This window comes from Micromonospora thermarum (genome assembly GCF_012034245.1).
GTDB classification, from domain to species: domain Bacteria; phylum Actinomycetota; class Actinomycetes; order Mycobacteriales; family Micromonosporaceae; genus Micromonospora; species Micromonospora thermarum.
The window spans coordinates 13,812-28,362 of the sequence record NZ_JAATEO010000028.1 but is presented as its reverse complement, the minus strand read 5'-3'; the positions used below and the strand labels follow the sequence as shown (position 1 = coordinate 28,362).

The 14,551-nt window shown below is 74.5% G+C and carries 11 protein-coding genes; 3 read left to right on the top strand and 8 right to left on the bottom strand.

The features are described 5' to 3' along the window. Nucleotides 1-16: 16 nt before the first annotated feature. The gene (locus tag HCJ94_RS22815) at nt 17-775 is read right to left on the bottom strand and encodes a F0F1 ATP synthase subunit B family protein (protein ID WP_168003084.1); all 759 of its coding nucleotides are present in this window, start codon (nt 773-775) and stop codon (nt 17-19) included. A 248-nt stretch (nt 776-1,023) separates the two neighbouring features. Between HCJ94_RS22815 and HCJ94_RS22810 the strand changes: the two genes are divergently transcribed. Then, entirely contained in the window at nt 1,024-1,494 is a 471-nt protein-coding gene (locus HCJ94_RS22810; protein WP_168003083.1) for a DUF4383 domain-containing protein, read from the top strand. Between the two features lie 154 nt (nt 1,495-1,648). Here HCJ94_RS22810 and HCJ94_RS22805 read toward each other — a convergent pair whose 3' ends face one another. The 7 genes from HCJ94_RS22805 to HCJ94_RS22775 all read right to left on the bottom strand — a co-directional run bounded on the left by HCJ94_RS22805 (nt 1,649) and on the right by HCJ94_RS22775 (nt 10,558). Beyond that, nucleotides 1,649-2,077 (bottom strand): GNAT family N-acetyltransferase, encoded by a 429-nt coding sequence (locus HCJ94_RS22805; protein WP_168003082.1) that lies wholly within the window; start codon nt 2,075-2,077, stop codon nt 1,649-1,651. A 70-nt stretch (nt 2,078-2,147) separates the two neighbouring features. Beyond that, on the bottom strand, nt 2,148-3,596 hold the full coding sequence (gene obgE / locus HCJ94_RS22800; protein ID WP_168003081.1) for a GTPase ObgE: 1,449 nt from the start codon (nt 3,594-3,596) through the stop codon (nt 2,148-2,150). A gap of 90 nt (nt 3,597-3,686) precedes the next feature. Beyond that, on the bottom strand, nt 3,687-3,941 hold the full coding sequence (rpmA, locus tag HCJ94_RS22795; RefSeq protein WP_088975624.1) for a 50S ribosomal protein L27: 255 nt from the start codon (nt 3,939-3,941) through the stop codon (nt 3,687-3,689). An 11-nt stretch (nt 3,942-3,952) separates the two neighbouring features. Beyond that, complete coding sequence (gene rplU / locus HCJ94_RS22790) at nt 3,953-4,267, bottom strand: 50S ribosomal protein L21 (protein WP_117229528.1); 315 nt, start codon at nt 4,265-4,267, stop codon at nt 3,953-3,955. A 242-nt stretch (nt 4,268-4,509) separates the two neighbouring features. Then, complete coding sequence (locus HCJ94_RS22785) at nt 4,510-7,617, bottom strand: Rne/Rng family ribonuclease (RefSeq protein ID WP_168003080.1); 3,108 nt, start codon at nt 7,615-7,617, stop codon at nt 4,510-4,512. A gap of 130 nt (nt 7,618-7,747) precedes the next feature. Further along, entirely contained in the window at nt 7,748-8,467 is a 720-nt protein-coding gene (locus HCJ94_RS22780; RefSeq protein WP_168003139.1) for a TIGR03936 family radical SAM-associated protein, read from the bottom strand. 105 nt (nt 8,468-8,572) lie between these two features. Beyond that, on the bottom strand, nt 8,573-10,558 hold the full coding sequence (locus tag HCJ94_RS22775) for a TIGR03960 family B12-binding radical SAM protein (RefSeq protein WP_168003079.1): 1,986 nt from the start codon (nt 10,556-10,558) through the stop codon (nt 8,573-8,575). Between the two features lie 1,322 nt (nt 10,559-11,880). Between HCJ94_RS22775 and HCJ94_RS22770 the strand changes: the two genes are divergently transcribed. Together HCJ94_RS22770 and HCJ94_RS22765 are read left to right on the top strand one after the other, a co-directional pair. Beyond that, the gene (locus HCJ94_RS22770; RefSeq protein WP_168003138.1) at nt 11,881-13,035 is read left to right on the top strand and encodes a hypothetical protein; all 1,155 of its coding nucleotides are present in this window, start codon (nt 11,881-11,883) and stop codon (nt 13,033-13,035) included. A 104-nt stretch (nt 13,036-13,139) separates the two neighbouring features. Beyond that, on the top strand, nt 13,140-14,546 hold the full coding sequence (locus HCJ94_RS22765) for a cryptochrome/photolyase family protein (protein ID WP_309227389.1): 1,407 nt from the start codon (nt 13,140-13,142) through the stop codon (nt 14,544-14,546). Nucleotides 14,547-14,551: the final 5 nt, after the last annotated feature.

Here is a 14,551-nt window from a genome sequence, read left to right as displayed (position 1 = left end):
CGGATGACTCGGCCGCTCACGGACGGGTGGTCCCGCTCGTCGGCACACCGGGCAGCGGGTCGGTCCGGGTCGGCGGGGGCAGCGGCTGCCCGGTGCCACCGGCCGGGTCGGCGTAGCTGGTCGTGGCCTGCGGGTCGACGTACGCGCCCGGGGTCGGGTCCAGGTAGCCGCCCGGCGGGATCTGCTCCGGCACGGCCCGCGCGGTCGGGATGACCGCCGCCTGCTCGGGGTCGTAGCCGGCGCGGGAGCCGTACGCCCCGCCGTCGGAGTCGCTCGCGGCCGAGATGTTGCGGGTCAGCCGGCCGGCGAGCACGCCGAGCACGGCGGCGCCGACCAGGAAGGTGCCCGGGTTGCGGCGGGCGTAGTCGCGCACCTCGGCGATGATGTCGCCGGGCTCGCGCTGCTCCAGCCAGCCGGCGACGCCGTGCACGCGGTCGGCGGCCTGGCGGGCGAGCTCGCTCACCGGGCCGGCCTGGCCGCCCTGCTCGGCCATCGTGCGCATCTCGTCGGCCAGCGAGCGGAGCCCGCCGGCGGCGCGGCGCTGCTGCTCACCGGTCTGGCTGGCGAGCTGGGTGCGCGCCTCTCCGTACAGGTTCCGGGCCTGCCGGCGGGCCTCGCCGACGACCTCCCGGCCCTGCTCCTTGGCGGTCTCGGCGACCGCCCCGCCGGCCTGCTTGGCCTCCGAGCCCACCTGGCGGGCCTGCTCGCGCGCCCCGCCCCCGTTCGTGGACTCCGACCCGTACGTGGACGACGTGGGTGACAGATCGTAGGTCATGATGTCCCTTCCGCTCGGATGACCGTCGCGGTCTTCTCTGGGGGATCGGCGACGGTCGTACCGCCGCCGACAAATCCCTACCCTGCGTTTCCGCTTCCATGCCTGATCGGCGATTTCTCTGCGGGGCCACCGGGACGGACTTCAAAATGGAGGATCGTCGGGTCCGGACGTCGCCGTCGCGCAGAGTGAGGGCGATCCGCGCACCGGCATCACGGACAGGGGTCCGTGGATCCACGAAAGGTGCAGCGATGGCGCGGAACGCACGCGGAGGATCGAGGACCGGGGTCCAGCTCGCGGCCCTCGCGGCGGCCGGGCTCTTCCTCCTGCTCGGGGTGCTCGGGTTCATACCCGGGATCACCACCGGCTACGACGAGATGCGGTTCGCCGGGCACCACTCGGGGGCGAAGCTGCTCGGCCTCGTCCAGGTGTCGGTCCTGCACAACATCCTGCACCTGGGCTTCGGCCTGGTCGGTCTGGTGCTGGCCCGCCGGGTCGCCGGGGCGCGGCTCTTCCTGGCCGGCGGCGGCGCCCTCTACCTCGGCCTCTGGCTCTACGGCCTGGCCGTCAACGAGGAGAGCGGCGCGAACCTCATCCCGGTCAACGGCGCCGCCAACTGGCTGCACCTCTTCCTCGGCTTCGGCATGCTCGCCCTCGGGCTCCTGCTCTCCGACCGGGTGGGCACCGGCGGCCGGCTCGACACGCCGTTCGACCGGCCCTGACGTCGCGCGCCGCCCGCGCGTGCGGCACCGCCGGCCCGCGTGACGGCCCCGCGTCCGGCAGCACCGGCCTCGTGACGGCCGCCGTTGACGGCCCCCTGGCGGCCGCCGCCGGTCACGGCCCGCCCGCCGATGCCCGCCCGAGGGCCGGCCGGTGTCAGGCAGCGATCGGGAGCCGCTTCGCGAAGCACACGGTGTACGGGTCCGGCTCGCCGTACCCGGGGATGCGCTGGTAGCCGCACGTCGTGTAGAAGGCGGCGAGGTGTACGCCGGTGCGCAGCCGGACCAGCGCGTGACCGGACTGGAACGCCATCTCCTCCAGCGCCGCCAGCAGTTGCCGGGCGACGCCCCGCCCCCGGTGCGCCGGCCGGACGTACAGCCGGTGCACCTCGCCGCTCCCGTCGTCGAGTGCCCGCAGCCCGCCGCACGCCACCGCCCGGCCGCCGAGCACCGCCACCAGGAAACGGACGTCCTCCGGCAGAGGGCCGGGCGGGCCGGCCCAGCCGCCGTCGCGAAGCTCGCGGTGCTGGGCCGCCACCAGGGCGGCGAGTTCCGGATCGCTGGCGGTACGTGCCGTGATCAGCATCACCCGACGGTAGGCCGGGCGTCTGTCGCGCAGGTTGCGGGCAGTCGACCCGATCACGGAGCGCACCGAGCTATTCGGCGTCCTGCTCCGGCTCGCCCGCCTCGACCTCGTCGGCCGGGCGCTGCCGCCGGGCCTTGCGGGCCGCCAGCCGCTCGGCGGCGCTGGGCCGGGCCGCCTTCTCCTCCAGCCGGATGTCGGCGCCCCGGACACCGGGGACGAAGTCGGCCCCCGCGTACAGGGTCGGCTGCCAGTCGAACTCGCGCTCCCCGATGCGCACCAGGTCGCCGGCCTGCGCCCCGGCCTTGCCGAGCTTCTCCTCGACGCCCAGCCGGGCCAGCCGGTCGGCCAGGTAGCCGATCGCCTCGTCGTTGTCGAAGTTCGTCTGCCGTACCCACCGCTCGGGTCGGACACCCCGCACGACCCAGGCGCCGTCCGGGGCGGCCTCGATCGTGAAGCCCGCGTCGTCGACCGCCTGTGGCCGGATGACGATCCGGGTCGGCTCGGCCGGCGGCGCGGCGGCCCGCGCGGCCTCCACCAGCTCCGCCATGGCGTACGTGAGCTCCTTGAGCCCCTCGCGGGTGGCGGCGGAGACCTCGAACAGCCGGAAGCCGCGCGCCTCCAGGTCGGGTCGGACGATCTCGGCCAGGTCCCGCCCGTCCGGCACGTCGACCTTGTTCAGCGCGACGAGGCGCGGCCGGTCGGCCAGGCCGCCGTACGCGGTCAGCTCCGCCTCGATCGTGTCGATGTCGGCCACCGGGTCGCGGCCCGGCTCCAACGTCGCCGTGTCGACCACGTGCACCAGCACCGAGCAGCGCTCGATGTGCCGGAGGAACTCCAGGCCGAGCCCCTTGCCGGTGGCCGCCCCGGGGATCAGGCCGGGCACGTCCGCGACGGTGAAGGTGTGGTTGTCCACCCGGACCACGCCGAGGTTCGGCACGAGGGTGGTGAACGGGTAGTCGGCGATCTTCGGCCGGGCGGCCGAGATGACCGAGATCAGCGACGACTTGCCGGCGGACGGGAAGCCGACCAGGCCGACGTCGGCGACGCTCTTCAGCTCCAGCACCACGTCCAACTGCTCGCCCGGCTCGCCCAGCTCGGCGAAGCCGGGGGCCTTGCGGCGGGCGTTGGCCAGCGAGGCGTTGCCCCGGCCGCCGCGCCCGCCCCGGGCCACCTCGAAGGTGGTGCCGGCGCCGACCATGTCGGCGAGCACCGTGCCGTCGGTGGTCTGCACGACGGTGCCGTTGGGCACCTTGAGGACCAGGTCGGCACCGTTCGCGCCGTCCCGGTTCGAGCCGGCGCCGCCCTTGCCGTTGGGCGCCTTGACGTGCGGGCGGAAGTGGAAGTCGAGCAGCGTGTGCACCTGCGGGTCGACCACCAGGGAGACGCTGCCGCCGTGCCCGCCGTTGCCGCCGTCGGGCCCGCCGAAGGGCTTGAACTTCTCCCGGTGGATCGAGGCACAGCCGTGCCCGCCGTCGCCGGCCTGCAGGTGCAGGACGACCCGGTCAACGAAAGTCGTCACGCCGACAATCCTTCCAGCGAGGTACGCCCCCGCACGAGAAAAGGCGAAGCGGGCCGGGACACGAGGTCCGCGGCCCGCTCAGCCGGAGAACTACTGCTGCGGCACGATGCTGACGGTCTTGCGACCGCGCTTGGTGCCGAACTGGACCGCACCGGCGGCCAGCGCGAAGAGCGTGTCGTCGCCGCCGCGGCCGACCAGGTCACCGGGGTGGAACTTGGTGCCGCGCTGGCGGATGAGGATCTCACCCGCGCTGACGACCTGACCACCGAAGCGCTTCACGCCGAGCCGCTGGGCCGCGGAGTCACGGCCGTTACGCGAGCTGGACGCACCCTTTTTGTGAGCCATTGGAGGACGACCTACTTCCCGCTGGAGATGCCGGTCACCTTGACCTGGGTCAGCGGCTGGCGGTGACCCTGGCGCTTGTGGTAGCCGGTCTTGTTCTTGAACTTGTGGATCCGGATCTTCGGGCCCTTGGTGTGCGCGGCGATCTCGCCGGACACCTCGACCTCGGCAAGCTTCGCCGCGTCGGTCACCAGGTCGTCACCGTCGACGAGGAGCACCGCGGCGAGCTTCACCGCGTCGCCGGGGGCACCGGCGAGCTTCTCGACCTCGATCACGTCGCCCTCGGCGACCTTGTACTGCTTGCCGCCGGTCTTGACGATCGCGTACATCGGAGGCGGACTCCCTGTCGTTGAGGCTGCTGGCGGTCGTTCCCGCGGCGGCTCGCCGGGTAGCAGAGGCACGGCGGCGCGGGCACACGGGAACTCGGCACACCAAAGTGCGCCGCAGGCAAGCGTACGCCATGGTCGGGCCGACTCCCAAACCGGGCCTGCCCGAACGGCCCCACCCTACCCCGCCGGACACGACGACAGGGCCCCCGCCGAAGCGGGAGCCCTGTCGTGGAGCACAGCCGTCAGGGGCGGGTACGCCGCCGCGCGCCGCCCCGCCGGGACCGCCGCCGGCCCGTACTGCCCTCGGGCTCCTCACCCTCGCCGTCGCCCAGCGCGTCCGGGTCGTCGGGCGCCGCCAGCCGGGCCGAGTCGCCGGTCTGGCTGTCGGCGATGTCCGGCGCCGCCGGCGTCTCGGTCTCGTACCGGGACAGGTCGTAGCCCATCGTGTCGTAGTAGTCGGCGTCCGATGCGGTGGTCGTGGTGCCCGTGGCGTCGGTGGTGCCGGTGATGTCGGCCGGGCTCTCGTTCTCGGCGACCTCGACCACCGCCCGCTCCGCCGGGGCGCTCTTGCGGCCCCGGCGACGGGACGGGGCGCCCGCCTCGACGGCGGGCGCGGCCGAGGCGACCGCCTTGACCTTCTCCGCCGCGCCGCCCGGGCGGGACTTCTCCGGCACCGGCTCGGTGTGGATGATCAGGCCCCGGCCCTTGCAGCACTCGCAGGTCTCGCTGAACGCCTCCAGCAGGCCCGCGCCGATCCGCTTGCGGGTCATCTGCACCAGGCCGAGCGAGGTGATCTCGGTGACCTGGTGCTTGGTGCGGTCCCGCCCGAGGCACTCGGTCAGCCGGCGCAGCACCAGCTCCCGGTTCGACTCCAGCACCATGTCGATGAAGTCGATCACCACGATGCCGCCGATGTCGCGCAGCCGCAGCTGGCGGACGATCTCCTCGGCGGCCTCCAGGTTGTTCCGGGTGACCGTCTCCTCCAGGTTGCCGCCGGCACCCGTGTACTTGCCGGTGTTGACGTCGACCACGGTCATCGCCTCGGTGCGGTCGATGACCAGGTGACCACCGGAGGGGAGAAAGACCTTCCGGTCCAGGCCCTTGAGGATCTGCTCGTCGATCCGGTACTCGGCGAACACGTCGGTGGCGCCCACGTGGCGGCGCAGGCGGGCGACCAGGTCCGGCGAGACGTGCGACAGGTACGACTCGACCATGCCGTACGCGCCTTCGCCCTCGATCACCAGCTCCCGGAAGTCCTCGTTGAAGAGGTCCCGGACGACGCGGATGACCAGGTCGGGCTCCTCGTAGAGCAGCACCGGGGCGCCGCCCTCGGCGGCCTTGGCCTGGATGTCCTCCCACTGCGCCTGGAGCCGCTTGACGTCGCGGGCCAGCTCGTCCTCGCTGGCGCCCTCGGCGGCGGTGCGGACGATCACGCCGGCGCCGTCCGGGACCAGCTTCTTCAGCGCATCCCGCAGGCGCTTGCGCTCGTTGTCCGGCAGCTTCCGGCTGATGCCGGACGCGTTGCCGCCCGGCACGTAGACGAGGTGGCGGCCGGAGAGCGCCACGTGGCTGGTCAGCCGGGCGCCCTTGTGCCCGATCGGGTCCTTGGTGACCTGCACGAGCACCGAGTCGCCAGACTTGAGGGCCTGCTCGATCGACCGGGCGCGGCCCTCCAGGCCGGTGGTGTCCCAGTTGACCTCGCCCGCGTACAGCACGGCGTTGCGGCCCCGGCCGATGTCGACGAACGCCGCCTCCATGCTGGGCAGCACGTTCTGCACCTTGCCCAGGTACACGTTGCCGGCCATCGTGGCGGCCGAGTTGCGGGTCACGTAGTGCTCGACCAGCACACCGTCCTCCAGGACGGCGATCTGCGTGCGGTCGCCGCGCTGGCGGACGGCCATCACCCGGTCCACCGCCTCGCGCCGGGCCAGGAACTCGGCCTCGCTGAGGATCGACGGTCGCGTACGCCGCTGCTCACGGCCGTCCCGGCGCCGCTGGCGCTTGGCCTCCAGCCGGGTGGAGCCGGAGACGCCCTGCACCTCGTCGACCGTACGGCGCGGCTCCCGGATCTTCACGACCGTCGGCACGCCGTCGTCCGTGGCCGCCTCGACGTCGCCCGTTCCCCGGCGCCGCCGGCGCCGGCGGCGCCGGGTCAGCCCGTCGCCGCCCTCGGCCTCGGGCTCCTCGTCCTCCTCGGCCTCGGGCTCCTCCGCCTCGGCCTGAGCGGCCTCCTCGGCCTCCTCGTCCTCGGCCTCCTCGGCACCGCCCTTGCCCCGGCCGCGGCCACGCCGGCCGCGCCGGCGCCGGCGACGGGCGGCCGCCGTCTCGTCCTCGTCCTCGTCCTCGGCGACCTCCAGGGCCTCCTCGGTCGGCTCCTCCTCGGCCTCGACCACCTCGACCGCTTCGACCGCCTCGACCGGCTCGACCTCGCGGCGACCGCGCCGGCGGCGGCGTGACGGCTCGGCCGCCTCCTCGGCGGCCGGCTCCTCGACGGCCCGCACGACGGGGATCTCCTCCGGCTGCGGGGCCATGAACAGCACCGTCGGCGCGGACAGGGCTGCCCGCCGGCGGCGCGTCGGGCGCTCCGGCTCGGCCTCCTCGGCGGGCGCGGGCACCCCGGAGGGCACCTCCCCGGCGCCGGTGACGGCCGGGGGCTGCGCCGCGCCGAACTCGGTGCCGGCCTCCGGCTCGACCTCGGTCGGACCGGCCTCGGCCGCCGCCGGCTCGGCCGGCGCGGCCTCGGTGCCGACCCCGGCGGCGTCGGCCGGGGTTTCCGCGGCCGGCTCGGCCGCCGCGGGGGCCGCCTTCTTGCGGCGGGTACGGGTCACCTTCACCGGGGGTACGACGTCCGCCCCGGCCTCCTCCGCCCCGGCCACGGCGACGGGCTCCTCGACGGCCTTGGTCGTGGTGGCCTTGCGCCGGCGACGTGTCGCCTTAGCGGGCGGCTCGCCGTCCCCGGACACGGGGGCGAGCACCTCCGCCTGGGGCGCCTCGCCGCTGCCCGGCGCGACGTCGCTGCTGGCCTCGACCGGCGCCTCGATCTGCTCCGGCTGGGCCACCGGGGCGACCCGCCGCCGGCTGGCCCGCTTACGCGGGGTGGACGGCGGGCCCAACTCGGCGACGCCGCTGCCGGCGAGCTCACCCGCCGGGCCGGTCGACTCGCCGGGGGCGCCGCCCGCCGGCTCGTCCGGGGCGGCCGCGGCGGGCTCGCCGGCGGCCGGGATTCCGCTCTCCGCCGACGAGTCGGCGGGGGTCGTGGGGGCACCGCCGTCGGCGGTGTGGTGTGCGGCGGCCTCGCCAACCGGCTGGGAGCCGGTGCGTTCGCCGCCCTCGGGCTCGTTCTCGAGCATGGGCGTCTCCAGTTCTGGCTACCCCGGGCGCGGGTGAGCGCTGCCACGCAGGGTCGCCGCAAAGGTGTTTCCGCCGGTCGCGCGAGCCGCGCGACCGCCGAAGTCTGCCTAGCCGGGCACCGACCGTCGGTCAGCGCCCATCGATGGTTGCCCCGTCGCGGTCCGCTTCCAACGGATCCGCGATCGCACCCTGCGCGGTCAGCGTGCCCTGTGCCAGCCGGGTCACCCTCGGTGAGACCGGCGGCTCCAGGTCGGCCACCACGCGGAGGCCGGAAAGGACGTCATCGGGCCGTACGGAGGGGGTGACCTGCCGCACGACCAGTTCGAGTATCGCACACGGTACCGCCGGGACCCCGGAAGGCGTCTCGGCCGGCGTGATCACATCGATGGAGATGACCGCCGCCCGCGCGTCGAAGGTACGCCGGCCCTGCTTGGTCATCCGCTCGACCAGCACCTCGTCGGCGGCGCTGAAGGCGGCCACCGCCTTCTGGAGCACGGCGGCGTCGACCTCGGGCAGCTCGATCCGCCAGTGCGAGGCCTCGATCCGGTCGGGCAGGCTCCCGCCCGTCGCGACCACGGCGTCGAGCACGTCGAGCCCGGGCGAGAGGGCGGCGTCGAGCGCGCCGCGCAGCGCGGCCGGGTCGACCGTCTCGCGCAGCCCGATCTCCAGGTACTCCGCCTCGCTCGCCACGCCGGTGGGCGCCGCGCTGGCGTACGAGATCTTGGGGTGGGGTGTGAAGCCCTGGGAGTACGCCATGGGCACACCCGCCCGGCGCAGCGCCCGCTCGAACGCGCGCGCGAAGTCCCGGTGCGAGGTGAACCGCAGCGGTCCCCGCTTGGCGTACCGGATGCGGATGCGCTGGACGACCGGCGCCTGCCCGCCCTCCGGCTGTGGTTTCCTACTGATCGTCGTGCTCCTCGGGTGTCCGGGCCGGCCGGTCGCCGGCCCCGGGGGCTACTGCGGGGTGCCGCTGGGGACCCGCAGGCCGTTGATCGGGGTCAGCGGGAGCAGCTTCTTCCCGGTGGGACCGATCTGGATCTCCGTGTCCATCGACGGGCAGACGCCGCAGTCGAAGCACGGGGTCCACCGGCAGTCGTCCTGCTCGTACTCGCTCAGGGAGTCCTGCCAGTCCTGCCAGAGCCAGTCCTTGTCGAGGCCCGAGTCGAGGTGGTCCCAGGGCAGGACCTCCAGCTCGTCGCGCTCCCGGGTGGTGTACCAGTCCAGGTCGACGCCGAAGGCCGGCAGCACCTCGGCGGCGGCTTCCACCCACCGCTGGTACGAGAAGTGCTCGCTCCAGCCGTCGAAGCGGCCGCCGTTCTCCCAGACCTTGCGGATCACCGCGCCCACCCGGCGGTCACCGCGGGACAGCAGGCCCTCGATCAGCGACGGCTCGCCGTCGTGGTAGCGGAAGCCGATCGCCCGGCCCAGCGAACGGTCGGCGTTGATCGCCTGTTTGAGCAGCCTGAGCCGGCCGTCGATGACCTCCGGCCGCTCCATCGCCGCCCACTGGAACGGGGTGTGCGGCTTCGGCACGAACCCGCCGATCGACACCGTGCAGCGGATGTCCTTCGAGCCGGTCGCCGCCCGGCCGGCCTTGATGACCTCGTGCGCCATGTCGGCGATCTCGAGGACGTCCTCGTCGGTCTCGGTGGGCAGGCCGCACATGAAGTAGAGCTTCACCTGCCGCCACCCGTTGGTGTACGCGGTGACCACGGTGCGGATGAGGTCTTCCTTCGACACCATCTTGTTGATCACCTTGCGGATCCGCTCCGACCCGCCCTCGGGGGCGAAGGTCAGACCGGTCCGCCGGCCGTTGCGGGACAGTTCCTGCGCCAGCTCGATGTTGAACGCGTCCACCCGCGTCGACGGCAGCGAGAGCGACACGTTGGTGCCCTCGTACTGCTGCGCGAGGCCGGAACACATGTCGCCGATCTCGGAGTGGTCGGCCGACGACAGCGACAGCAGGCCCACCTCGTGGAAGCCGGAGAACTCCAGCCCCTGCTGCACCATCTGCCCCACCGTGGTGATCGACCGCTCGCGCACCGGGCGGGTGATCATGCCCGCCTGGCAGAACCGGCAGCCCCGGGTGCAGCCCCGGAAGATCTCGACCGCGTACCGCTCGTGGACCGTCTCGGCCAGCGGGACGAGGGGCTTCTTCGGGTACGGCCAGGCGTCCAGGTCCATCGTCGTGCGCTTGTGCACCCGGAACGGCACGTCCGGGCGGTTCGGCACGACCCGCTGGATCCGGCCGTCGGGCAGGTAGTCCACGTCGTAGAAGCGCGGGACGTAGACGCTCTCGGTGCGGGCCAGCCGCAGCAGCAGCTCGTCGCGCCCGCCCGGGGAGCCCTCGGCCTTCCACTCCCGGACGATCGCGGTGATCTCCAGGACCGCCTCCTCGCCGTCGCCGAGCACGGCGGCGTCGACGAAGTCGGCGATCGGCTCCGGGTTGAACGCGGCGTGCCCGCCGGCCACGATCACCGGGTCGGCGTCGGTGCGGTCGGCGGCGAGCAGCGGGATGCCGGCCAGGTCGATCGCGGTGAGCAGGTTGGTGTAGCCCAGCTCGGTGGAGAAGGAGACGCCGAACACGTCGAAGTCCCGCACCGAGCGGTGCGCGTCGACGGTGAACTGCGGCACGCCGTGGGCGCGCATCAGCTTCTCCAGGTCCGGCCAGACCGCGTACGTCCGCTCGGCGAGCACGTCGGGCAGCTCGTTGAGCACCTCGTAGAGGATCTGCACGCCCTGGTTCGGCAGGCCGACCTCGTACGCGTCGGGGTACATCAGCGCCCACCGGACGGTCGCCGCGTCCCAGTCCTTGACCACCGCGCCCAGTTCGCCACCGACGTACTGGATGGGCTTGGTCACCTGGGGCAGCAGCGGCTCCAGCCGGGGCCACACGGAATTGGCCGCGGCGGGGCGCGGCGTGGTGGACGGGACGCTCATGATGCCCAAGGGTAGCCGCCCGCCGGCCGGCCGACCGCGCCGCACCGCGGGCACGGTCGGCCGGGTCACCGCCGGGGCGCGGCCGGGTCGGGCAGCCGGTCGGGGGCCCGGAAGCGGCCGTCCGGGCCGTACCACCGCCACGCCGCCGCCACCCGCTCACCGGTGGGGCCGGGGTAGGCGCGCCCGAAGGCGCGGGCGTCGGCCCGTGCGGCGGGAACACCGAGGCGACGACGAGGGTCTCCTGGTGCCGGTGCGGGTACGCGGTCTCCTCCGGCGCCACGTCGTTGACCGCGCCGCCCACCGACCGCAGCTGCACCAGCGCCCGGTGCCGGCCGGCCGCGGCGCGCATGATCGCCGCGGCGTCGCCGCCGTCCATCCCGGCGAGCAGGCCGTTGGTGGTGAGGCTCGGCTGCTGCCCGACGTTGGGGTGCAGGTGGGCCGTCGGCACCAGGGCCGGGTACGGCACCAGGTCGACCAGGTCGTCCAGGAGGTCGCCGATCTCGCGCAGCGGGGCGACCAGGGGCCGGACCCGCCGGAGGCTCTCCGCCGCCACCACCGCCGTGATCGACAGGACGGTCGAGGACCCGTACGGCAGCAGCATCGCCGCCGTGGACAGCTCGCGCGGCGACTCCCGCAGGACCTCGGCCCAGCGGCGCAGGGTGCTGCCGTCCGGTCCGGCCTCCACGGCGATCTGCGCGACCCCGACGTTGCGCACCTCGGTCGCCTCGATCTCGAAGGCGACCACGATACCGACGCCCACGCCGGCGCCCCGGACGGCCCAGAACAGCTCCGGTTCCCGCGTCGCGTCCGCGCGGACGACCGTCCCGTCGGCCGGCACCACCTCGGCCGCGCGAACGTCGGGGCACGGGTCGACCGGCGGGCGGTTCCCGGGCGGTGGCGCAGCGGGGCTAACCTCGGATCGGCGAGAGGAGACAGCCGCGATGCCGGAGCCGCAGCCGGGAGCAGACCGGCCGGTCGACGGGACGACCCCGCACCGGGACCGGGAACCGGCGGTCACCGACGAGCCGACCCCCACCACGCCGGCCCGGCCGACCGAGGGCGCCGGCCCCCGGGCGGAGGCGTCCGGCCCGGCGGGCACGGCCGCCGCGCCGGCGCCAGGCGCGCATCCCACCGCCGCCGCACCCGCGGACGACCAGCCCACCACGCCCGCGCCGGCCTCCGTCGCGGGCGACCCGCCCGCTCCCGTTCCGGCGGCCGGCGGTCAGCCCTCCGGGCCGCAGGGCACCCGCGAGTTCCCGGCCGGTGAGCAGCCGGCCGCGCAGGCCCATGCCGCGTCCGCCGGCCCGTCGGGCACCCGGAAGCTGCCGACGGACGAGGCACCTGGCCCCTCCGGCACCCGGAAGCTGCCGACGGACGAGGCTCCCGAGCCGCCCGCACCCCGGTGGAGCGGGTCGGCGGCGGTGCCACCCCCGCCGCCGCGCAAGCGCGGCTGGGGCGAGTCGGCCGAGCCGACCCCGGTGCCGCCGAGCCCGGTCGAGGCTCCCGAGGACCGGACGCCGGTCGACCCGTGGGCGGGCGCGGACACCGGTGGCTGGGACCTGCCGTCCGCCGAACTGCCGGAGCTTCCGCCGCTGCCGCCCACCACCCCCTACCCCTCCCCGGCGCCGACCCGCCCGTACTCCGGGCCGCCGGCCCCCGCGTCACCGGCGCCCGGGCACCCCGTGTCGCCGCCGGCCGCGTATCCGGCGTCGCCGGCCCCGGCCGCGTACCCGGCGTCGCCGGCCCCGGCCGCGTACCCGGCGTCGCCGGCCCCGGCCGCGTACCCGGTCGCTCCGCCGCCCGCCCCGCCGCTGCCGCCGGCGCCGCCGGCGCGGTCGAAGCGCGGGCGGCGGAACGCTCCGCCGCCGGTCGCGCCGCCGCCCGGCTGGCAGGCCCCCAAGGGGTACGTCCCGGTGCCGGTCCGCAAGCGCCGGAAGTGGCCCTGGGTGCTGCTGTTCACCCTCGCCTGCTGCTGCGGCTGCCCCGCCTACTGGGCGATGCCGATGATGAACCAGGTCCCGGCCAGCGCCGCGTTGCCGGCCGAGGTCGCGGACCTGCGGCTGCGGCAGGACGACCGCAGCACGGCGGCCGCGAAGGAACTGGAGGCGGAGGTCCGCAACGCCCACTGGCTGGCCAGCGACACGTTCGCCGGGGTCTACACCACCCGGACCGGCAAGCGGGTCACCGTCTTCGGCGGCACCGGCTTCTGGTTCAGCCCCGAGTCCGAAGCGGACGCCGAGATCGCCCGCCTCACCGAGCAGTACGCGCTGGGCGAGCCGCGGATCATCGACACCGGCATCCGGGGTCGGCACGAGCGCTGCGCGGTCGGGCGCGCCGACGGCACGGACGTGGTGGTGTGCACCTCGGTCGACCACGGCAGCATCGCGACCGCCGTGTTCACCCGCCTCTCCGTCGACGACAGCGCCGCCCTCCTCGGCACGCTGCGGGAGCAGATCGTCACGCAGCAGCAGAGCTGAGCGTTTCTTCAGTCCGCATTGTTCACCAGATGTGACAATCGGGACATGACGCGGCGCTGACTCTTCGCCGACCAGCTGGGGCCGCACTTCCTCGACGACCGCCGGTGCTCCTCATCGAGTCGAAGGCGGTGTTCCGTCGCCGTGCGTTCCACCGGCAGAAGGCCCACCTGATCCTGTCCGCGCTGCGCCACCGCGCCGCCGAACTCGGTGACCAGGCCGCCTACCTGCGCACCGAGACGTACCGGGACGGGCTGCGCGAGGTCCGCGAGCCGCTGGAGGTCTGCCACCCCACCTCCCGGGCCGCGCTGCGGTTCGTCCAGGGCCTCGACCAGGTCACCGTGCTGCCGCCGCGCGGGTTCGTGACCAGCCTCGACGACTTCGCCGAGTGGGCCGACGCCAAGCGGGGCGCCCTGCGGATGGAGGCGTTCTACCGGTTCACCCGGGAGCACCACCAGGTGCTCGTCGACGGCGACGAGCCGGCCGGCGGCCGGCGGAGCCTGGACCCGGCGAACCGCGAACCGCCGCCGAAGGGCGCGACGCGCCTGGACGTGCCGCCCCCGCCGATGCCGAAGGAGGACGACATCGACGCCGAGGTCCGGGCCGACCTGGACCAGTGGGAGCGGCAGGGCATCCGGTTCGTCGGGCGGGACGGACCGCGCCGGTTCCCGGCCACGACGAAGGAGGCGAAGGCCCGGCTACGGCACTTCCTCAAGCACCGGCTCGCGATGTTCGGCCCGTACGAGGACGCGATGCTCGCGGAGGATCCGTGGATGGCGCACAGCCTGCGGTCGTCCTCGTTCAACCTGGGGCTGCTCGACCCGGTGGAGGCCGTCCGGGGCGCCGAGCGGGCGTACCGGAGGGATGGCGCGCCGCTGGCGAGCGTCGAGGGCTTCGTCCGGCAGGTCATCGGCTGGCGGGACTTCATCTGGAACCTGTACTGGTACTTCGAGCCCGGCTACCAGGCCAGCAACGAGCTGTCCGCCCGCCGCTCGGTGCCGGCCTGGTTCCGCGACCTGGACGCCGACGCGGTGCGGGCGCACTGCCTGTCGGACGTCCTCGCCGACCTGCGCGACCACGGCTGGGTGCACCACATCCCGCGGCTGATGGTGCTCGGCAACTACGCGCTGCACCGCGGCTGGCGGCCGGCGGAGATGGTCGACTTCTTCCACCGCAGCTTCGTCGACGGGTACGTGTGGGTGATGACGGTCAACGTGGTCGGCATGAGCCAGTACGCCGACCTCGGCCGGATGAGCACCAAGCCGTACGTCTCCGGTGGCGCGTACCTCAACCGGATGAGCGACTACTGCGGCGGCTGCCGGTACGACCCGAAGGCGCGCCTCGGTGAGCGGGCCTGCCCGTACACCGCCGGCTGCTGGGCCTTCCTGGCCCGCAACCGCGACCGCATCCCGGCAAACGCCCGGATGGCGCGCACGATCGCCCAGCTCGACCGCCTGCCCGACGTGGACGAGGTGGTCGCGCAGGAGAAGCGCCGGGGCGACACGGCCCCGTGAGACGG